Source organism: Halocella sp. SP3-1 (genome assembly GCF_003953885.1).
GTDB lineage: Bacteria > Bacillota > Halanaerobiia > Halanaerobiales > DTU029 > Iocasia > Iocasia fonsfrigidae.
Genome location: NZ_CP032760.1, coordinates 1,244,240 through 1,263,913, shown reverse-complemented (window position 1 = coordinate 1,263,913; position 19,674 = coordinate 1,244,240). Strand labels below are relative to the sequence as shown.

Below are 19,674 nucleotides of genomic sequence, written 5' to 3'. Positions count from 1 at the left end.
CTCACCCCATTTCATTTATACAGCCTCTTTACCGGTTTCTCCAGTTCTTACCCTAATAGTATCTTTAACAGGTATTACAAATATCTTTCCATCACCTGGATGACCAGTTTTATTTACATCAATGATCGTATCTACTACTTTTTGCATATCTTCATCATTTACTACAATCAAGAGCACCCTTTTAGGAATTAATCTATGTCCTTCTGAGATAGATTCACTAATTTCTTTAGATTCTACTTCTTTACCCCCCAGGAGTTTTTCAATCAATTCATAATTTACCTTTTTCTTGCCACGCCCATTGGCCTTAATACAGGTTATCGCATCAAAACCTGCTAAAGAAAGGGCCTTTTTAGTCTTATTAATCATCCCCATCCGGATGACCGCCATTATTTCTTTCACAGTAAAACTCCCCCTTCACTCTAGACATTAAAGCCCCTTACTCCCATCACTAATGGTATAGGCTTCTTCCACATCAGTTATAAATATTTTCCCATCCCCAAAGGTACCTTCTTCACCAGTCCGGGCATTTTTAATAATGATTTTTACTACATCATCTTTGACCTCATCTTCAACAACTATTAGTAATAACTCTTTAGGCAATTCATCATAATGAATATTACCGACCTTGACGCCACGCTGTTTTCCCCTGCCTGCAACATCAATTTTAGTAATAGCTGGAAAACCAGCATCCCCCAGTTCAGCCAGCACCTCTGTAACCTTCTCAGGTCGAATAATCGCTTTAATCATCTTCATCTTACAAATACCTCCCCTTATATATATTACTCTACATCCCTGGAATCCTTAGTCTATTTGTAGAATTCCAAAGTCCATCATTAATTCCTCTAACCTATCCTGGGACATGGGTTTTGGAATAACATGCATTTCATTTTCATCAATACTCTTAGCCAGGGTCCGATACTCATCAGCCTGTTTCTCTTCCGGGTTATAGGCAATAACTGTTTTCTTGTTAATTTCAGCAGTCTGCACTATATTATCCCTAGGAACAAAGTGAATTAGTTGAGAACCCAGTTCACTGGCAAATTCCTCCAGTAGTTCTAATTCATTTTCCACCTTCCTGCTGTTACAGATAATACCGCCAAGCCTCGAACCACCTGTTGTAGCATATTTCTTAATACCTTTACAAATATTATTGGCAGCATATAAAGCCATTAATTCACCACTGGCTACTATATAGATTTCCTGAGCCTTCCCTTCCCTGATCGGCATTGCAAAACCACCACAAACAACATCCCCCAACACATCATAAAAAACATAATCAAGGTCATCAGTATAGGCCCCTAATCTCTCTAACATACTGATAGAAGTAATGATTCCCCTTCCAGCACAACCAACACCTGGTTCAGGTCCACCTGATTCGACACATTTAATTCCTCCATAACCCTCTTTTAAAATCTCTTTTAAATCAATATCATCTCCTTCTTCCCGTAGGGTATCCAGTACAGTCGTCTGATTCATTCCACCTAATAATAATCTAGTAGAGTCAGCTTTAGGGTCACACCCTACTATCATTATCTTCCTCCCCATCTCAGCAAGGGCAGCAGTTGTATTCTGGGTAGTTGTTGATTTCCCAATACCGCCTTTTCCATAAATAGCCACCTGTCTCATGATTCCTTCACTCCTTTTCAACTTGGATTATTTATTCTTGATAAAATGTATGAAAGTAAATAATTTACTTATCACCATTTACCAACACAGTAAATTTCTTTTGTTGATGTTATGTTTATGTTAGTTATAAGAAATTTTTGTGTTATGTTTAAAATAATTATAACATTTAATTCTCTATTTACAATGAATTTTAGGATATCAATACCAGTATACTAACATTTACCTTACATAATACTTTCCGCCTACCCCTGTAAAAATATTAAATTTACCATGAAAAAACCCCTGATATTAATATCAGGGGTTATAAGCTCTAAACACTAGTATAATATTTAAGCTATCCTCATTAGTCCTTCATTATAACTTTTCTTTAATAGCATTAAGATTTTTTACAATAATACTTCCTTTAATTTTTATAACATTTATATCCTGGAGTGATAGTGCATTTTTTAAATTAACAATTGATAATCTCAACTTATCTAATAACTCCTTAAATTTTTTCTCTGTTAATTCAGCAGTTAAGATTTTCTCCTCGTTTTTAAGGGCTTTAAAATTTTTATCTGCTTCCAGATAATTACTATTAGCAACATTTAAAATAATTTGACGAGTATGATATTTTATAGCATAAAGGGAAGCTAACTTCTTATCTTTTAGATCTTTGATAAACTGTGGCATATACAATGTCAATCCGTTAGCATCCATTAATGTTTTCAAAAACTTATTCTTATTACTAGCTATAGTTAAGCTGTTTAAAGCATCATCAAAACCATTAATTGATCCTAATGAAACCTTAGCTTTTTTTAATTCCGGTTTTAAATCATCCCATTTAAGGTGAAGTTGATTTATTTTTTCATTAATTTCATGCCAGATAAAAATAATATCATCCGGTACTTTTTGCTTATCTTGTTCATCTGATCTATAAGATTCTTCTTGTTCTAAAAGTTCTAATAATAAGGTGTCATTATTAGTTATTGGTTGAGGTTTAAATTCTTCCTCCTTACCCTCAGCTTTTTCTCCTGAACCCTCTTCTTTATTTTCATCAGCAGGTTTTTCCCGCTGTTTTTTCTGTTCCTTCTCCTTTTCCTTTTTTTCCTTTATTTGCTTTTCATAATATGGAATCAAATCAATTTGGCCCATTATATCAATTAATTCCATTTCTAATTCTTCTACCGCATTAATGGTTTGTTTAGACTCATCGGGTTTTAAATTTGAGTTCTTGGACTGTTTTGCACAAGATGATAGAGTAATTATTAGAAAAATTATAATTAATACAGAAAAAATTTTTGCTTTTTTCATTTTTTAAACACCTCATCAAAAATAAATTAATTCTTCTATCTAATACTAAACTATTTAAATAATTCAGTTAAAATTATTTAATTCTATCGCTATTATTTACATATATAAGAAAATTATTATTTTAACGGTATAAATCCTTCTCTTTCATAATCCACCTGCCATAATTCTGAACGGCTGATTTTATTCAGTGTAGTTTTTCTGTCCTGATGTCCATCTTCCAGATATAAAAACCCGCGATAGAAGCATTGAATCCCTGATGGAGCTAAATTGATTACACTTCCTCTAAAAGAATATATCACCAGGGATACGAAAATCATAGATGTCTTATAATTTTCTTCAATCTTTTTATTTCCACAAGTTATTAACATCAAATGAACATGTTATCCACATAATAAGAGGCAAAATAACTGCAGTTAAGCTATTTATTCACATAGTAGATACCATGTGGGACTTGATAGCTGATTGTATCGGCGGGAGTATTGCCGCTTACTGCGGTTATAATTATCTAAAAAAGGGCTGCCCTCCTATTTTGAGAAAGCTGCCCGAAAAACACTTAAGAATAATAGTCAGTTTTTTGATTAATTTTAACCCTCACAATCCTTTAAATACCTGAAAAGGGGGTTCAAGACGCTTTTTTATACAATCCGCTTTTTTTCCAGGTATTTAGCGTACTTTGACATAGAATAACAAATCATAAAATATATTATTGCTACAAAAGTAAAAATTTCAAAAGACTTAAATTCACGGTTATTAATAATAGTAGCTCTCCTGGTCAATTCCATTACCCCAATAATATATGCCAGGGAGGTATCTTTAAATAAAGATATAAATTGAGATACTAGGGGAGGAATCATTTTAGTGGTAGCCTGGGGTAATATGATAAATCGCATTGTCTGCCAGTAAGATAAACCAGAAGATAAAGCAGCTTCTATCTGGCCAACAGGTATTGATTGTATTCCAGCTCTAACTATTTCAGCAATATAAGCAGATGTAAAAATACTAAAAGCTGCTACCGCACTGGTAAATGGTTGAATAGGTTTACTCAGCAGTATTGGCAGTAGAAAAAATATCCAGAAAACAACCATTATTAAAGGCGTACCCCGAACAATTTCAATATAAACAGAGGCAAGTGTACTGATAATGGGGTTTTTAGCTAATTTAGCAATACCCAGTAAAGTGCCTAAAATAAAACTTAAAATAATGGATATTATAGCTAACTCAAGGGTTACTAAAAAACCCTTTGCTAAATATGGAATATTATTAACAATTACCTGAATTGACATAATAACAACTCCTTAATACACATTTATATCTTTTTGTTTTATGTACTTATTGATATCCTACTTCGATTAATCCATTTCTCAAATCTATTCATCAGTAAAGAAACTAATAATGTTAGAACAATATATATCAAAGTTGCTGCAGTAAATGCTTCAAAACCACGAAAGGTAAGCGCTTCAATAGCCTGAGCCTGATATGTAAGCTCGGCTACTGCAACCGTCATAGCCAGTGAAGAATTCTTTATTAAATTTAAATACTGATTACAAAGAGGAGGTATAATAACCTGGATGGCTTGTGGTATAATAATAAAGATAAGACATTGAAACCTTGTTAAACCACTGGATTGTCCGGCTTCCCACTGCCCATCATCTATCGATTGGATCCCTGCTCTAATTACTTCTGCAATAAAGGTACTGGTATAAATGGTAAGACCAATTACACCACTAATAAATTCATAATTATGACTCCAAAGCCATCCCCGTATAAATTCAGGAAGTACCATAGGTAAAGCAAAATACCAGAAAAAAAGTTGAATAATCAAAGGGGTATTAAGAAAAAATTCTACATAAACCGAGGATACCATTCTAAGTAATTTATTTTTTGCAGTACGCATAGTACCAAATATAAAACCAATAATTGTGCTAAGAACAATAGATATTATTGATAATTTGATTGTAATAAGCAGACCTTTTAAGAGCAATTCTCTATAATCCCAGAGAACTAACCAGTTAAACTCATAGTCCATTTACTTCCCTCCAATCTATAAAAGGAGAACGGGGGTTACCCCGTTCTCAATGCTATGAATACATATTTTACTTACTAAGTTATCACTACGGCCATACTTCTACTTTGCCGCTTAATGGCAACGGATATTTTGTATTAGGGCCAAACCATTTAGCATATGTTAGTTCATAATCCCCTGATTCCCACATTTTCATAATTGAAAAATTAACAGCATCACGGAAATCAGAGTCATTTTCACGAACCCCTATTCCATAAGGTTCATCCGAGATATTTGGACCAACTATTTCAAAACCAGGGTTTTGGCCAGCAAAACCAGCTAAAATACTAGCATCAGTTGTCATTGCATCAGCCCGACCTTGTTTTACAGCCATAAAAGCCTGTGGGTATTCTTGAAAAGTAAGGACTTTGGCTGCTGGTTGAGCATTTTTTATATTTATTTCACTGGTCGAACCTTGAACTGTAGCAATGGTTTTACCAGCCAGATCATCAGTGCCCTTTATATTACTACCACTTTTAATCAATAACTTCTGTCCAGTAAAAAAATAGGTAATACTGTAATCTATTGCTTCTTCACGGGTTTTATTATGAGTCATAGTAGCAACCAATAAATCAACTGTACCCTCCTGCAGCATAGGAATACGAGTTTTTGAAGTAACCTGTTTAAGTTCAAGTTCAACACCTAATCCATCAGCAATATATTTTGCAACATCAATATCAAAACCAACCACTTGACCACTTTCATCTACAAAACCAAATGGTGGCGAGTCAAACTTTACACCAGCTACCAGTACACCTTCAGATTGAACTTTTTCCAGTGTAGAGTCAGCAAATGCAGTCATGCTTAATACGAAAATTATCAACAAAGTCAAAACAGATAAGAATGTTTTTTTAAACACCATGTTCCTCACTCCTTAATAATTTATTTTTGTTTGTAATCTTATATTTACAAAATTTGTTGTAAAAAAGACTGTGTTCTTTCTTCTTTAGGGTTATTGAAAAAATGTTCAGGGGTACCAATTTCTACAATAGCACCTTGATCCATAAAAATAACCCTGTCGGCTACTTCCCGGGCAAACCCCATTTCATGTGTTACTACCACCATGGTCATTCCCTCATAAGCCAGCTTTTTCATAACATCCAGTACTTCTTTAATCATTTCTGGATCAAGTGCTGATGTTGGTTCATCAAAGAGCATAATTTTGGGATACATAGCCAGTCCCCTGGCAATAGCAACTCTCTGCTTCTGACCTCCAGATAATTGCGAAGGATAAGAATAGGCTTTATCTGAAATTCCCACTTTCTCTAACAGTTCAAAGGCTTCCTGTTGAGCTATCTTTTTCTTTGTTTTGCGTACTTTTCTGGGTGCCAGTATAATATTTTCTATGACAGTCATATGGGGATAAAGATGGAAATGTTGAAAGACCATCCCTATTTCTGCCCTGACCTCAGTAATATTAATTTTCTTATCACTAATATTAAATCCATCAACAATCAAATTCCCTCTCTGTATAGCTTCAAGTCTATTTATACATCTTAACATAGTACTTTTGCCCGACCCACTAGGCCCAATAATTACAACCACTTCCCCAGGGTAGACATCAGTTGAAATCCCTTTTAATACATGTAGACTCCCAAACCATTTATTAACATCTTTAAAAGTAATAATTGGTTTCCGCTTACAGTCTATTACATTTAAGTTAGCTTTAGAATTCATAATAACAAACCCCTTATACTATTTTTTTATGTAAACTACATGTTATATATTAATAATTTTACTATAGAAAAAGCTGTAAGTCAAGGTGAATAATATTAAAATAACATAAACATAACATAAATACCTGTATAATTTTATTTGTATTTTTGTCCAGTTAAACTTTTTTATATCACTTTTATTTTGTTTTCCTTAATCAAAAATAATTAAACAAAAATATTAGTTGAGAATAGTATAAGATATAATTTAAAAAGGTGGTGTTGTTTTGCAAAACTATAAAACGGCTATATTAAAACAGGCAGCTGCCACTTATCCCCAGTTAGCAAGAGTCAGCAATCAACCACTAGAAAACAGAATAAATAGATTAATCAAAAGAACTGTTGATAAAACATTACCTACTGGTAGGTATCAAGATATGAACATAATCACAGCTGCCAGCAAATATGAAACAACTGTTAATTACAATGATATATTGAGTCTCCGCTTTGAAAACTACTATTATCCAGAGATGATGGCCAGTGGTATAACCGTTGTTCAGGCCTTAACAGTTAATTTAATTACAGGTAAAAAATACAAGTTGAGAGACCTTTTTAAAGAGGGAAGTAATTATAAGACTTATCTAGACAATATAATTGAGCAAGAAATAATAGAGAGAGGTATTCCACTAATTAATGAATTCCCCGGCATAACTGGTGATGAGGTTTTTTATCTCAAGAAAGATACACTGGTTATAGTATATCAGGAATATGAGTTAACTCCCGGCTACTACGGCACTTTGGAATTTAATATACCTTACAGTAAACTAGAACCTCTAATTGATAAAAATAGTCCTATCGCCAGACTGATGTGATTATTACTTCTAGATCAAGAAAACCTGCTGTTTCTTTAGCAGGTTTTTTCCTTCAATGTATTCTTTTAAATCAAACATCATATAAACAATTACAGGCAATAACCTTATCAACATATAAAAATGGTAGACCATCAGGGACTCGAACCCTGAACCCCCTGATTAAGAGTCAGGTGCTCTAGCCGATTGAGCTAATGGTCTACGGTGTCATAGCTTATTATCAGATTTTAATGGGGTGGGTGATGGGGCTTGAACCCACGGCCTCAGGAGCCACAATCCTGCGCTCTAGCCAACTGAGCTACACCCACCATATACATGGTTCCCTACTGGAGACTTTAATAATTATAACTAATCTATTCTTACTTGTCAATACTATATAACAACTTTTATAAATAAATGGCGCGCCTGAGAGGATTCGAACCTCTGGCCTACGGATTAGAAGTCCGTTGCTCTATCCAGCTGAGCTACAGGCGCTTATCACCACTTACAACATTTAATAGTATACATGAAAAGAAGCTAATAGTCAAATACTTTTTAGCAAAATCAATAAGAAATTCTTGATTATTTTTAAAAATACAGCTACAACATAAATTTTATCTAATAATACCAAAAAATAATAAAAGGGGTTAATCTGGCAAAACAAAAACGGAAAGAATCCGGTCGGCAGGTTAACTAACTCTATCCTTTAGATTAGATATATCTATTGAATTTTCCGCAGAAACCTTTCTTACTGTATCTATTTTGCTTTCTAAACTATATAGTTTATTTTCTATTATATCAAAACGCTTATGACATTTTTGAAGTTCATTAAAAATATTCTGGATATCATTATTGATATTCTGAATGTCATTATCATATTTCTGAAATTGTATCTTTTGATTTTCTTCAATTCTATATACACCACTTAGAAGTTCATCCATCTTTTTATTGAAATCCTTATCTGTCATAATCTTTGTCCCCCCTCTTATCTTTAAAATAATTATACCATACTACATTTTATCAGTAAAATTATAACTTCACTATTTTTTTTCCAGGATATTTGAATATTTATTCTCCAATATTTCCTTTATGCCATTTAAGGCCTCTGCCCGATGGCTGATCTTATTTTTCTCCTCTAAAGGGAGTTCAGCCATAGTTTTATTATAAACAGGGAGCCAGAAATAGGGATCATAACCAAAACCATTATTCCCCCTGGGGTGTTCAGTAATTATCCCTTCACAGCTGCCCTCTACTGTATATTCTTTACCACTCAGGGGGTCAACCAGGGCAATGACTGCCCGGTAACGTGCTGTTCTCTCTTCAAATCGAACACCTTTTAATTCTTCAAGCAATTTTCTGTTATTCTCATCATCAGTTGCTGTCAAACCAGCATAACGTGCCGAATAAACACCTGGTTTCCCTTTTAGATAATCAACTTCTATACCGGAATCATCAGCCATTGTTAAAGACCCGGTCTGTATTGAGCGTTCTCTGGCCTTTTTCAGGGCATTATCTTTAAAAGTTTTACCATCTTCTTCAACTTCAGGAAGGTCAGGATATTCCCCCATATCGACTATTTCCAGCCCTAATCCAGCCAGCAATTTATTGATTTCATATATTTTATTTCTATTACCACTGGCAATTAATAGCTTCCTGCTCATTTTTCCTCCAGACTCTCCCGCTGAGCCAGTACTAGTTCTTTAATTCCCTTTTCTGCCAGATCCATCAATACAGTCATCTCTGAACGCGTAAAAGGGTTTTGCTCTGCTGTCCCCTGTATCTCTATTATCTTTCCTTCTCCTGTCATAACCACATTCATATCAACCTGGGCCTGTGAATCTTCTTCATAACAGAGGTCCAATAGCAATTCACCATCTACTATACCCACACTTGTTGCCGCCAGATAGGAATTAAGTGGTGATTCTTCTAATTCCCCCTTATCAATAAGGTAGTTGACAGCATCTACTAAAGCTACATAAGCCCCGGTAATTGAAGCTGTTCTAGTTCCACCATCAGCCTGAATAACATCACAGTCAATCCAGATAGTCCTTTCCCCCATTTTATCAAGGTCAATTATTGAGCGGAGGGAACGCCCTATCAACCTCTGAATCTCTTTGGTACGTCCGCTTATCTTGCCCCGGGCAGCCTCCCTGACAGTTCTATTGTGAGTAGACCTGGGTAGCAGCGAATACTCAGCTGTTAGCCAGCCTTTATTCTGCCCCCTTAAAAAGTAAGGAACACTATTTTCTATGGAAACATTACAGATAACCTGGGTAGCACCTGTTTTGATAAGTACTGAACCTTCAGCATATTTAGTGAAATTCCTTGTAATTGACAGTGCCCTCAGCTGATCATTTGACCTACCATCATTTCGTTTATTATCCATCTTATCCATCCGCCTTTCAGACTAATATTATTGAAACCCTCTATAATTATCATTATATCTAAAAAACCCCTAAGTAAACAACTTATTTTAAGCTATACCCTTTTCAAATACTTCTTCATAATATCCAAAGCAATTCAACAGTTGTTCAGGCACCAGATCAATTAACTTTAATCCCCCCGGCAGCACTACTACTGGCAAGTTTATATTTCGCATTCTGCCAGTTTTTTATTCCAACCAGGGCCTTTTCAACCCCTCCCTCTTCACTAAAAAAGCCCAGAATACTACACCCAGGCTGTAATTAGAAAATAACTTATCCTATTTTTTTACAATACTTTCATTCTTCTCTAATGGTTCCAGCAGATACATATGCCCGGCCAAAGTCTCTATCTTTTCTCCCTCAATTAATATTTGAACAGCATCAATTTCTTCAAACTGAACCATTGTATTAACAATCGAATAAACGGTTAGGGATTCCCCTGTACTCCCCCCCCAGTGATTATCAAGAAGAGCATTATTAAAATCAAGATATATTATATTATCCCTAAGGTTTAATTTTAATAGTTCTACACCCTCTGGTATAGTTGGACTTAAAGAGCTGGTTTCAGGGCCTTTAAGTAGTTCCTCAACTGTATTCCTGTAAAGTCCATCCTGCTTGACTGTTCTTCTTTCCTGGTCAAGGTACATTGCATCCCGGGTAGCATAATAGACAATAACTTCTCTACTGTCATCACCGCTGAAATCCTGCTCCCCTATCATATTGTAAACTATAATAAATCCTATAATAAGAATAAGCAAATAAATTAATAGACTTCTCCTACTCATCTACCCCTTCATCTCCCTGTCTAACATTGTCAAGATAAGATTTAATCCCTTTACTTATTGCCCTGGCAGCTTTTTCCAGGAAAAAATCACTGGATAATAATGACTCTTCATGTGGATTAGAAATAAACGCTACTTCTACAAGTGCTGAAGGCATCTCAGTATATTTTATTACATAGAAATTATCCTTCAGGATACCTCTATTCTTTCGTTTTAAGGAATTAGATAATTCCCTCTGCAGCACCCTAGCCAACAGCTTATTTTCAGCAGGCTTATCTGGTGCAATATATGTCTCTGTTCCATCTGCATATCTTGAATTAGAGGCATTAGCATGAATACTGACAAATAATCGGGCCTTTATTTCATTAGCTATATCTACCCTTTCTTTTAATGAAATAAAATTATCCTGCTCTCTGGTCAGCACAATATCATAACCTTCAGATTCCAAAAGGCCCTGTACTTTAAGAGCAATAGAAAGGGTAACATCTTTCTCCTTAAGTCCTGAAGGACCTATAGCACCAGGGTCAAAACCACCATGACCAGCATCGATCACAATAACATTTTTTCCAGTAACAGGTTCCGCAGCCCCCTTTATCAGAGTAATATTAATACTACTATCAGGGCTCATTGATATTACCTTATGCCCGTGATAATCAGTTAAATCAAAAGTTACCCTGCTTACCTGGGGCTCAGAACTAAGTTGACCTATCCTGATACCTTCAATTAAACCCAGTGGCTCTGGCAGCTCTTCCTGAGAAATCCCCCCTATCCCCTGAATATCCACTACAAGCCGGTCAGGATAAGAAAGTCTTTTAACCTCATAGTTTGCCTGTCTAAGAAAATCAAAAGAAATATCAGTCTTAGTAGTTGAATCTGTTAAAACAAGTTTATTAAAGCCGTTCTCAAACTTAATTATATGTTTAAATTTACCGTTTGATAACTGCTTTTGTTCCAATTTATAGGCAGACTCCCTTGTCATATCTGCAACTATCCTTACTGTCTCCTCATTAAATTTAGCTGTCCTAACAGCAGTAATAAGTTCCCCCTTTACATCTATCTTGTCAGGAAAATTATCTCCTCTAACTGTATTTATAAGGTTAATTACTAGTCTATCCGGTTCCTCAAGAAAAAATAAGTCAGGATTAGTAGATTGGTCTGTTATAAAACTAAGTATACTGTTTTCAAATTTAAGTTCCCTTACTTCAGAAAGGTCAGCTGGTTTTAAAATCAAGGTATTAGAGCTATTATCCTGAACTAACTCCATCTGTTTATCCTCTACTAAATCAAGCACCACCCGCAAAGTAACAGGGTCATACTTAAACTGACTTACCCTGACATCTTCAATCCAGTCATTTTTCTCTATATTAAGGTCAAAATTATTAAGCATTAAACCTGGTATATCCAGAACCATCCTCTTTGGATTTTGCAGTAGAAGAATCTCTGGTCTGCGTATATCGCCATTGGCAGTAATCTTTAATCTATTGTTTTTCCAGTCTATAGCAGTAATAGAAGGCAAAAAATTAATCAATAGGTTATTACCATCTTCGTCTATTCCCATGTCTCTCTGAAAAGGAATAGGGTATTTGCTGATAATCGATAACCTTAAACGGGCCCTGTTAGCAACCTTTTCTATCTTTAAATAGAAATTTTTATTTGAAAGATCATCTTTAAAGTCTGGTGACAGGGCTGTCTGGTCTAACTCAAGAACAATTTTTTTGGGGTCATCTGTCTTATTGATTCTATAGGGGCTTATTTTATCCAACTCCAGTAATAACTGCTGACCAGACTTCTGCCAGCTGATCCCCTTCACATAAGAACTCGGTTTATTAATATAGATATCTTTACCGTTCTCCTGATAGAGGTAACCCAAATGTTCAATCACCTCTTTAAGAGGAAGATAACTGCTTCCCTTAAGCATTGTCGGTTGATGCTCTGTTTTATATGTTTTATCATTAACCTGTATGTATGGATTATCAGCCATCATTTTAAGTTTAGTATCATCTTTTTTTAAATGAATTGTCTTAATCGCCTTAAACCAATTAATTTCGGCCCCCAGAATATCTGCCAGTGAACGGGCTTTTACCATCAAACAACCATCTATCAATTCAGTATCAAATTTATCGAAGTAATCCTGTCCATTTATATAAATATGCATATCCCCTGCCTGTAATGTGCCAGCAGCAGAAATTAAAATTGCTATCAATAAAAAAGCCGTTAAAAGGGCTATATTTTTAGGCATTATTTGTCATCCCCCATCATTCAACAATATAATATAATATTTCTTTGAATCTTTAATATTTCCTGCTTTATTTTATAATTAATCAGCTAATAATTGAATATAATAAAATATACTCTTACTAAAACCTGGTCTGGAGGATTAAAATGACAGATAACAAAAAAATCTCAGTAATATCACTCGGTGGACGTGGTGAAGTCGGCAAAAATATGATTGTAGTTGAAAATGAAGAGGACATGATAGTATTGGATACCGGTACCCTATTTCCAGATGATGAAAAATATGGTGTTGACCTGATTATTCCTGATATATCATATCTGGAGAAAAACCAAAAGAAACTGCGTGGTATTATTTTTTCCCACGGACATGAAGACCATATTGGCGCCATACCCTACTTATTAGAAAAAATAAATCCCCCTTTATATGGCACAGATTTAACAATAGGTCTAATAAAAGACCGCCTGGAAAATAATGGTTTAATTGACAAAGCCAATCTCAATACTATCGGTTCCAATATAATTAATAAAGACCTGGAACTGGGTTCTTTTAAGATTGAGTTTTGTCATGTTAATCATAGCATACCAGCAAGTGCAGCCATGGGGATTCATACTCCAGCAGGATTAATCATTTATACAGGTGATTATAAATTTGATCAAACACCAATTAATAATCCCCAGACAGATTATGATAAACTGGCTAGCTGGGGCCGACAGGGAGTACTGGCCCTTTTAGGAGACAGTACAAATGCAGAACATGAAGGCCATACCCTCTCTGAACGGGTAGTAGCCCGTAGTCTGGAAGAAAGCTTTAGTCTGGTAGAGTCCAGAATAATAATAGCCACCTTTTCCAGTAATATCGACCGGATCCAGCAGATATTAAAGGCAGCTAAAAAAAACAACAGAAAAATAGCTATTAGTGGTAGGAGTATGGCCAATACAATAGAAATAGCCAGTAAACTTGCTTACTTAGATATCCCTGAGGGTATGATTATAAGTATTAATGAGGCCAACAAAATGAAACCTGAAGAAATAGTTTTGCTTATGACAGGTAGTCAGGGGGAATATAGAGCAGCCTTAAGTAGATTAGCCCGTAATGAACACAGGGAGATTTCTATTATACCTGGTGATACTGTATACCTATCATCCAGCCCAATACCCGGTAATGAAAAGGCAATTGGTGAAACTATCAATATGTTATACAGTAAGGGGGCCAAGGTAATCTACAATGGGATGATTGACCTACACGCTTCCGGCCATGCCTGTCAGGAAGAGATCAAATTAATGATTAACCTGACCAAACCAAAGTACTTAATTCCAGTTCACGGTGAATTTCGACATTTATATCACCATGCCCAACTGGCAAGACAGGTGGGCATACCAGTAGGAAATATCATCATTGCCCTCAACGGTGACAGGGTAGAGATAAGCCCCGATAAGGCAGCAGTCACCGGAAAAGTAGCTGTTGGTGAATTATATATTGAGGGTTATCAAATTAGTAAAACAGATGAGCTTGTTCTCACTGAACGAAGGAAATTATCTGAAAATGGTTTTATAAATATTATCCTAGCTGTTGATCAAAAACTCAATTTATACAGCAGACCCCTTTTAATCTCCAGGGGATTTATCTATAAAAATGAATTGCAGGCTGTCCTTAATGATGCCGAAGAAATAGTAGTTAAAGCCCTGCAGACCCTAAGATCAGATAAAAATAAAAGCAGTGATCCCTCACTACTAAAAAATAGAATTAATAGTATCCTAGGTAAATACTTTTACGAAAAAACAAATAGAAGCCCCTTAATAATAACAGAATTACTAATCATAAAAAACACTAATAATTAAATATAGAGATCGAGCAAGAGCCCTCTGATTTCATCAACCTGCCGCAAAACCTCCAGGGCATCTGCCTGTTCCTCAATAAAGAGATTATGGAGGGTTTCCAGATTTTTATCTATCTTTTCAATTATTGTATAGGTCTTCATATTACCCCTGCCGTCCCAACTATAAGACTGTTTAGCCTGAGCAAACTCCTTTTGTATTATCTTAAGAAAGACTTTAACCCGTTTTTTATATTCTGCCAGGTCTTTCTTATCAAGTGATTTCTTTAGTTTCTTCCCCTGCTCATCTATAATACCAAGGAGTTTGTCAAGCCTCTCTTTAATCTCCTGTTCATTTATCTCGGTCAATTTTTCCTTAAAATCGCTTTTCTCAGCTCCACCCGGGCTCTTTTTATTAACACGCTTATTCTCATCACGATTTTTTAATGGAGAAAGTAAATTTTTATCTATCCGCATCACAAACCCTCCTCTCAAATTACTCACTATACTATATATTCGCTAAAATAATAAGATTACCTTCACAATACCCCATAATAAGAAATATATAGATAATATTAGTATATAGTAAAAAAATAACCCCTGTCAATCAACTCAAAGAACTAAATTTGTCTGATAAACAAAGTAGTATCAGATAAATATATTGGTCGGTCTTCAAAGTTATCCACAATTTCTAAATCACAGTTTCCTGGTTTACTAACAAGAAACTAATAAAACACCCGGCTACTTACCTGCCGGGTGTTTATAGATTATTCATCACCAGTATTGTCACTGCTTTTTCCTTCCAGGATATTCAAGCGCTTATTAATCGCTTCCAGTTCAGCTGTTAAATCCTCAGCCATAGCCTTTAATATTTGGTACTCTTCCTGACGGAGTACTTTACTTTGTTCATCATATGCTGGGTAATGATACCTTCGGCCATACCCTGGTCCATAGCCAGCTCCATAACCACGTCCACGTCCAACACCAAATCCCCGCCTGGGTACCGGGCACCAGCTGCCAACACAATTGCCCATTCCCCTTCCTGTTAAAGGTCCATATCCTTGAGGTCCAGTTCCATCTCCTGCAGGCATGTAAATCATCTCCTTTCTGCTTAGTTATTTAATACAATTATATTATACACTTATTTTGGGCATATGTCAATAACTATCAAAAATTATACCCTGATAGACAAATATATCCCAAGAAATACCCCAATCAGTATCCCACTTATAGCCATATACCCTTCATTTTTTTCATGGGCCGATGGTATTAATTCATCAAAGGTGATAAATAACATAGCACCAGCTGCAAAACCCAGAGAGAAAGATAGAAAAAAATCAGAGATCTTGCCAAAATATGCTCCAATAAAAGCCCCTAATCCCATAGGAATACCCGATACAATTGTGGCCAGAACAATATATAGATTCCTGACACCCGCCAGGCTTAAACTGGTAGCCATAGCCATTCCTTCAGGAAAATTCTGCACACCAATTATAACCGCCAGTCCTAACCCAAGGGAGCTGTCTGCACTATAGCCTGCTCCAATGGCCAGACCCTCTGGTATATTATGTATGGCAATACCTACTGCCAGAAGGATACCAGCCTTTAAATTAATATTATATTTTTTATTCATAAAATGTTGATGGGGAAAAAAAATATCAAGGCCAGCAATCAAAATTGCCCCCAGTAACATACCTGCCAGGGTGCTAAAAACAGAGGCAAGTTCTAATGCTTCGGGAATTAAATCTAAAAAAACAACCACTGTCATAATACCCCCGGATATACCCAGTACAAAGGTTAAAAGATTTTCCTTCATCTCTTTTACAAGAAAAACAAGGATACTACCTCCAAAGGTACCAAATACCCCTGTAAATAAACCTATTAATGTCACATACCACAAATAATCCACAAGAACCATCCTTTTGATTACATCATTTATTACTTTGATCTTACCGCCTAATATAAATATATATTTTACTAATTAAAATAATTACTCTCCTTGGTATATTTCAGATAAACAAATAAATTGTAACCCAAATAATTAATATAGAGAACCAGCTATAAAATACCGGTCCTCTATATCTCTGGTATTATAATATTTTTTCCAAAAAAGCCTCAATCCGTTCATGTTCAGGTAGATTAAATATCTTATCAGGAGCAGCATCAGCAATTATCTTCCCTTCATCCATAAAAATAACCCTATCTGAAACACCCCTGGCAAAACCCATCTCATGGGTAACCACCAGCATTGTTATTTTATCACTTGCCAGCTTTTTAATGACAGCCAGAACCTCACCGACCAGTTCCGGATCCAGAGAGGATGTCGGCTCATCAAATAACATTATATCCGGCTGCATAGCAAGGGCCCTAGCAATGGCCACTCTTTGTTGTTGACCACCTGATAACATAGCTGGATAGACATCCCGCTTATCCAGCAGTCCAACCCTATCCAGCATTTGTTCACCCAGGTCAATCGCTTTGCTTTTTTCCAATTTATTAACTACCAGTGGGGCCTCTATTACATTACCAAGTGCTGTCTTATGGGGAAAGAGATTAAAACCCTGAAAAACCATCCCCATTTTTTGCGGTCCATCCTGAAAAGTGTTAACCCTATTACCCTCAACAAAAATTTCGCCAGCATCTAGTTTTTCCAGTCCTATTAAACAACGCAGCAAGGTGCTTTTTCCTGAACCAGAAGGACCAATAATAGAAACCACTTCACCTTGATGAACAGTTAGGTCTACTCCCTTTAAGACCCTTAACTCCCCAAAATTCTTTTTTATATTGTTAAGCTCTATCATCTTCATGATCTATCACTACTCATATCTGGAATATTTTTTTTCAAGTCTAGTAAACACATTAACAACACCAGAACTAAAAATTAAATACAAAATAGCTGCAATAACAAAAGGTGAAATAGTAAAATCCCTGGTTACAATCTGTTTAGCAGAGCGCAGAGTGTCACCCAATCCAATAGCAGCAACAAGGGCACTATCTTTTATTAAATTAATAGCTTCATTACTAGTTGGAGGCAGTATCCTCTTAATAGTCTGTGGTATTATTATACGAAACATAGTCTGATAATAATTTAAACCTAAGACCCTGGCAGCTTCATACTGTCCCTTACCAATAGATTCAATACCAGCCCTGAAAATTTCGGTCAAGTAAGCACCATAATTCAAAATAAATGTAAGGGCAGCAGCAGTAAATGGCTGTAAGGATATCCCCAGGGCTGGTAGTCCATAATATGCAAAAAACAATTGTAATAACAAAGGCGTACCCCGAAAAACCCAGGTATATAAAGCAAGTACTTTTTTAATATATTTATATTCACTTATCTTTCCCATGGCGGCCAGGATACCAACTATTGGAGAAAAAATAGCTGTAATTATATAGAGCTTTAGTGTTACAATACTGCCTTTAAGTATAAATTCTAATACATTTAAATAATAATCCACCTGGAATTAATCCCCCTATTTCTTCAAGATATCTTCCCCAAACCATTTATTAGAAATCTCTGCTGCAGTACCATCTTCTTTCATTTCATCCAGAATAACATCAATTTCCTCTTTAAACTTGATATCTTCCTGTCTAATACCTACTCCATATAATTCATGACCAAAATCGTCTTCTAAAACCCTGTAAACATCAGGTTTTTTACTAATATAATACCTGCCGAGTATTTCATCAACAACTACAGCATCTATCCTTCCGGTTTGAAGATCCATTAAAGCCTCAGTATTATTTGAAAACCTCCTAATTTCCTCAAGTTTATTTACTACCTCCTGTTCATTATTAAGGGCATTTTCACTACTACTTCCCAGCTGGATACCTATGATTTTACCTACCAGGTCATCCTTATTATTAATAGTCGAATCCTCCTGTACTACAATTATCTGTCTATTATCTAGATATGGTTTGGAAAACGCAATCTGCTCAGCCCTCTCTTCAGTGATAGTTAAGGCGTTCCAGATTACATCTATTGTACCATTTTTTAAACTAAATAATACACCATCCCATTCAACCGGTTTGAACTCAACCTGAACCCCCATTCTTTCAGCAAGCTCTTTGGCCAGGTCAATATCAAAACCAACAATATTACCCCCTTCATCACGAAAACCCATTGGTGGAAAGTTGTCATCCAGACCAACAACAAATTTACCCTTTTCCTTAACAGTAGCTAATGATTTATCCCCTTTATTCTGTACAATAAAAAAACCAGCCACTATAATTACCAGAACAATAAGAATAGCAATTACCTTTTTATTCAATAAAATCCCCTCCTAATAACTTATATTAGTATTATACTTTATTACTTTACCATTGTAAAGCCTGTTAATAAAGAGGATTTATTTACTAGTAATCAATCTAATAGGTATTCAGACTTAATCAACATCATTCTGAATTTAATTTTCACACAAAAATTAGCAATTAATATACTATAGTAATAAGCTGTAAAGGAGGAATTATCATGGATGCTGACAAACAATATATCCCAGGTCTTGATATGAGAAGAATGAGGCTTGCCCATGCCTATGTCCCTTTCCAACATTATTCTGAACACTACCGTCCTGAACAAGCCTTAATGAGAGGGACATTATTCCCTGAATTATGGATGCCTTATAGACCAGGTTATAGAGGATACTACTAAATTTAAATGGAGGTGAGAAAATGGATAGACAACAGCGTAATATTAACCTTGATTTTCTACGGGAAATACAGGAGCTTAATTTTGCTATCATAGAAACCGTTCTATATCTTAATACCCATCCAGAAGATAGAAAAGTATTACAACTGCATAATGAATTTGCACGCAAATACAAAGACCTTGTAGAGGAATACCAGGAAAATTACAGACAACTTTACGCTTTTTATCCGACAGATTATCCATGGCAGTGGATTGATGAACCATGGCCCTGGCAAATAGAATATTAATAAC

Annotated in this window: 25 protein-coding genes and 3 tRNA genes; 4 read left to right on the top strand and 24 right to left on the bottom strand. The window is 35.5% G+C overall.

The genetic code is table 11. The features are described 5' to 3' along the window. Nucleotides 1–15: 15 nt before the first annotated feature. The 9 genes from D7D81_RS06070 to D7D81_RS06030 all read right to left on the bottom strand — a co-directional run bounded on the left by D7D81_RS06070 (nt 16) and on the right by D7D81_RS06030 (nt 6,610). A complete protein-coding gene (locus D7D81_RS06070) occupies nt 16–399 on the bottom strand; it encodes a P-II family nitrogen regulator (RefSeq protein ID WP_125988272.1) in 384 nt (127 codons plus the stop codon). 27 nt (nt 400–426) lie between these two features. Beyond that, complete coding sequence (locus D7D81_RS06065) at nt 427–753, bottom strand: P-II family nitrogen regulator (protein ID WP_125988270.1); 327 nt, start codon at nt 751–753, stop codon at nt 427–429. A 48-nt stretch (nt 754–801) separates the two neighbouring features. Then, a complete protein-coding gene (gene nifH / locus D7D81_RS06060) occupies nt 802–1,626 on the bottom strand; it encodes a nitrogenase iron protein (RefSeq protein WP_125988268.1) in 825 nt (274 codons plus the stop codon). 354 nt (nt 1,627–1,980) lie between these two features. Then, nucleotides 1,981–2,919, bottom strand: a complete 939-nt coding sequence (locus D7D81_RS06055) for a hypothetical protein (RefSeq protein WP_125988266.1) — start codon at nt 2,917–2,919, stop codon at nt 1,981–1,983. Between the two features lie 116 nt (nt 2,920–3,035). Further along, nucleotides 3,036–3,290, bottom strand: a complete 255-nt coding sequence (locus D7D81_RS06050; RefSeq protein ID WP_125988264.1) for a hypothetical protein — start codon at nt 3,288–3,290, stop codon at nt 3,036–3,038. Between the two features lie 264 nt (nt 3,291–3,554). Next, entirely contained in the window at nt 3,555–4,202 is a 648-nt protein-coding gene (locus D7D81_RS06045) for an amino acid ABC transporter permease (protein ID WP_125988262.1), read from the bottom strand. A 38-nt stretch (nt 4,203–4,240) separates the two neighbouring features. After that, the gene (locus D7D81_RS06040; RefSeq protein WP_125988260.1) at nt 4,241–4,945 is read right to left on the bottom strand and encodes an amino acid ABC transporter permease; all 705 of its coding nucleotides are present in this window, start codon (nt 4,943–4,945) and stop codon (nt 4,241–4,243) included. Nucleotides 4,946–5,030: 85 nt separating this feature from the next. Then, nucleotides 5,031–5,843 carry an ABC transporter substrate-binding protein gene (locus D7D81_RS06035; RefSeq protein WP_125988258.1) on the bottom strand — a complete coding sequence of 271 codons (813 nt, stop codon included), beginning with the start codon at nt 5,841–5,843 and terminating at the stop codon, nt 5,031–5,033. Nucleotides 5,844–5,887: 44 nt separating this feature from the next. Continuing rightward, a complete protein-coding gene (locus tag D7D81_RS06030; RefSeq protein ID WP_125991957.1) occupies nt 5,888–6,610 on the bottom strand; it encodes an amino acid ABC transporter ATP-binding protein in 723 nt (240 codons plus the stop codon). Nucleotides 6,611–6,920: 310 nt separating this feature from the next. Here D7D81_RS06030 and D7D81_RS06025 point away from each other — a divergent pair, with 310 nt between their 5' ends. After that, nucleotides 6,921–7,505 carry an RsiV family protein gene (locus tag D7D81_RS06025; protein WP_125988256.1) on the top strand — a complete coding sequence of 195 codons (585 nt, stop codon included), beginning with the start codon at nt 6,921–6,923 and terminating at the stop codon, nt 7,503–7,505. Between the two features lie 121 nt (nt 7,506–7,626). Here D7D81_RS06025 and D7D81_RS06020 read toward each other — a convergent pair. From D7D81_RS06020 to D7D81_RS05985, 9 genes are all read right to left on the bottom strand, one after another. After that, nucleotides 7,627–7,703 (bottom strand) — tRNA-Lys (locus tag D7D81_RS06020). Between the two features lie 30 nt (nt 7,704–7,733). Then, nucleotides 7,734–7,810: transfer RNA gene (locus D7D81_RS06015), tRNA-His, on the bottom strand. Between the two features lie 89 nt (nt 7,811–7,899). Then, nucleotides 7,900–7,976, bottom strand: a tRNA-Arg gene (locus D7D81_RS06010). Between the two features lie 194 nt (nt 7,977–8,170). Then, nucleotides 8,171–8,449 (bottom strand): hypothetical protein, encoded by a 279-nt coding sequence (locus tag D7D81_RS06005; RefSeq protein WP_125988254.1) that lies wholly within the window; start codon nt 8,447–8,449, stop codon nt 8,171–8,173. 72 nt (nt 8,450–8,521) lie between these two features. Next, nucleotides 8,522–9,142, bottom strand: coding sequence for an XTP/dITP diphosphatase (locus D7D81_RS06000; protein WP_125988252.1), 621 nt, complete (start codon nt 9,140–9,142; stop codon nt 8,522–8,524). After that, nucleotides 9,139–9,867 carry a ribonuclease PH gene (rph, locus tag D7D81_RS05995; protein WP_353622098.1) on the bottom strand — a complete coding sequence of 243 codons (729 nt, stop codon included), beginning with the start codon at nt 9,865–9,867 and terminating at the stop codon, nt 9,139–9,141. Before rph ends, D7D81_RS06000 begins: the two co-directional genes overlap by 4 nt. A gap of 87 nt (nt 9,868–9,954) precedes the next feature. Then, the gene (locus D7D81_RS20050; protein WP_286170269.1) at nt 9,955–10,080 is read right to left on the bottom strand and encodes a hypothetical protein; all 126 of its coding nucleotides are present in this window, start codon (nt 10,078–10,080) and stop codon (nt 9,955–9,957) included. A gap of 102 nt (nt 10,081–10,182) precedes the next feature. Further along, nucleotides 10,183–10,689 (bottom strand): GerMN domain-containing protein, encoded by a 507-nt coding sequence (locus tag D7D81_RS05990; protein ID WP_125988247.1) that lies wholly within the window; start codon nt 10,687–10,689, stop codon nt 10,183–10,185. Next, nucleotides 10,682–12,925: an N-acetylmuramoyl-L-alanine amidase family protein gene (locus D7D81_RS05985; protein ID WP_125988245.1), complete on the bottom strand. Its 2,244-nt coding sequence runs from the start codon at nt 12,923–12,925 to the stop codon at nt 10,682–10,684. Before D7D81_RS05985 ends, D7D81_RS05990 begins: the two co-directional genes overlap by 8 nt. A gap of 143 nt (nt 12,926–13,068) precedes the next feature. Between D7D81_RS05985 and D7D81_RS05980 the strand changes: the two genes are divergently transcribed. Next, nucleotides 13,069–14,760, top strand: coding sequence for a ribonuclease J (locus tag D7D81_RS05980; RefSeq protein ID WP_125988243.1), 1,692 nt, complete (start codon nt 13,069–13,071; stop codon nt 14,758–14,760). Here the strand turns inward: D7D81_RS05980 and D7D81_RS05975 are convergent. The 6 genes from D7D81_RS05975 to D7D81_RS05950 form a co-directional block, all read right to left on the bottom strand. Then, nucleotides 14,757–15,212, bottom strand: a complete 456-nt coding sequence (locus D7D81_RS05975; RefSeq protein WP_125988241.1) for a YaaR family protein — start codon at nt 15,210–15,212, stop codon at nt 14,757–14,759. The genes D7D81_RS05980 and D7D81_RS05975 overlap by 4 nt on opposite strands. 290 nt (nt 15,213–15,502) lie before the next feature. Further along, the gene (locus tag D7D81_RS05970; RefSeq protein ID WP_125988239.1) at nt 15,503–15,826 is read right to left on the bottom strand and encodes a DUF5320 domain-containing protein; all 324 of its coding nucleotides are present in this window, start codon (nt 15,824–15,826) and stop codon (nt 15,503–15,505) included. An 83-nt stretch (nt 15,827–15,909) separates the two neighbouring features. Then, on the bottom strand, nt 15,910–16,644 hold the full coding sequence (locus D7D81_RS05965; RefSeq protein WP_164522129.1) for a ZIP family metal transporter: 735 nt from the start codon (nt 16,642–16,644) through the stop codon (nt 15,910–15,912). A gap of 181 nt (nt 16,645–16,825) precedes the next feature. Then, nucleotides 16,826–17,536, bottom strand: a complete 711-nt coding sequence (locus tag D7D81_RS05960) for an amino acid ABC transporter ATP-binding protein (protein WP_164522363.1) — start codon at nt 17,534–17,536, stop codon at nt 16,826–16,828. A gap of 15 nt (nt 17,537–17,551) precedes the next feature. Beyond that, nucleotides 17,552–18,193: an amino acid ABC transporter permease gene (locus D7D81_RS05955; protein ID WP_125988234.1), complete on the bottom strand. Its 642-nt coding sequence runs from the start codon at nt 18,191–18,193 to the stop codon at nt 17,552–17,554. A 15-nt stretch (nt 18,194–18,208) separates the two neighbouring features. Then, the gene (locus D7D81_RS05950; RefSeq protein WP_125988232.1) at nt 18,209–19,006 is read right to left on the bottom strand and encodes an amino acid ABC transporter substrate-binding protein; all 798 of its coding nucleotides are present in this window, start codon (nt 19,004–19,006) and stop codon (nt 18,209–18,211) included. A 200-nt stretch (nt 19,007–19,206) separates the two neighbouring features. On the opposite strand from D7D81_RS05950, the gene D7D81_RS05945 reads away from it, so the two are divergent. Both D7D81_RS05945 and D7D81_RS05940 read left to right on the top strand, forming a co-directional pair. Beyond that, entirely contained in the window at nt 19,207–19,386 is a 180-nt protein-coding gene (locus D7D81_RS05945) for a spore coat associated protein CotJA (RefSeq protein WP_125988230.1), read from the top strand. A 20-nt stretch (nt 19,387–19,406) separates the two neighbouring features. Next, nucleotides 19,407–19,670 carry a spore coat protein CotJB gene (locus D7D81_RS05940; RefSeq protein ID WP_125988228.1) on the top strand — a complete coding sequence of 88 codons (264 nt, stop codon included), beginning with the start codon at nt 19,407–19,409 and terminating at the stop codon, nt 19,668–19,670. The last annotated feature ends 4 nt before the right edge of the window (nt 19,671–19,674 follow it).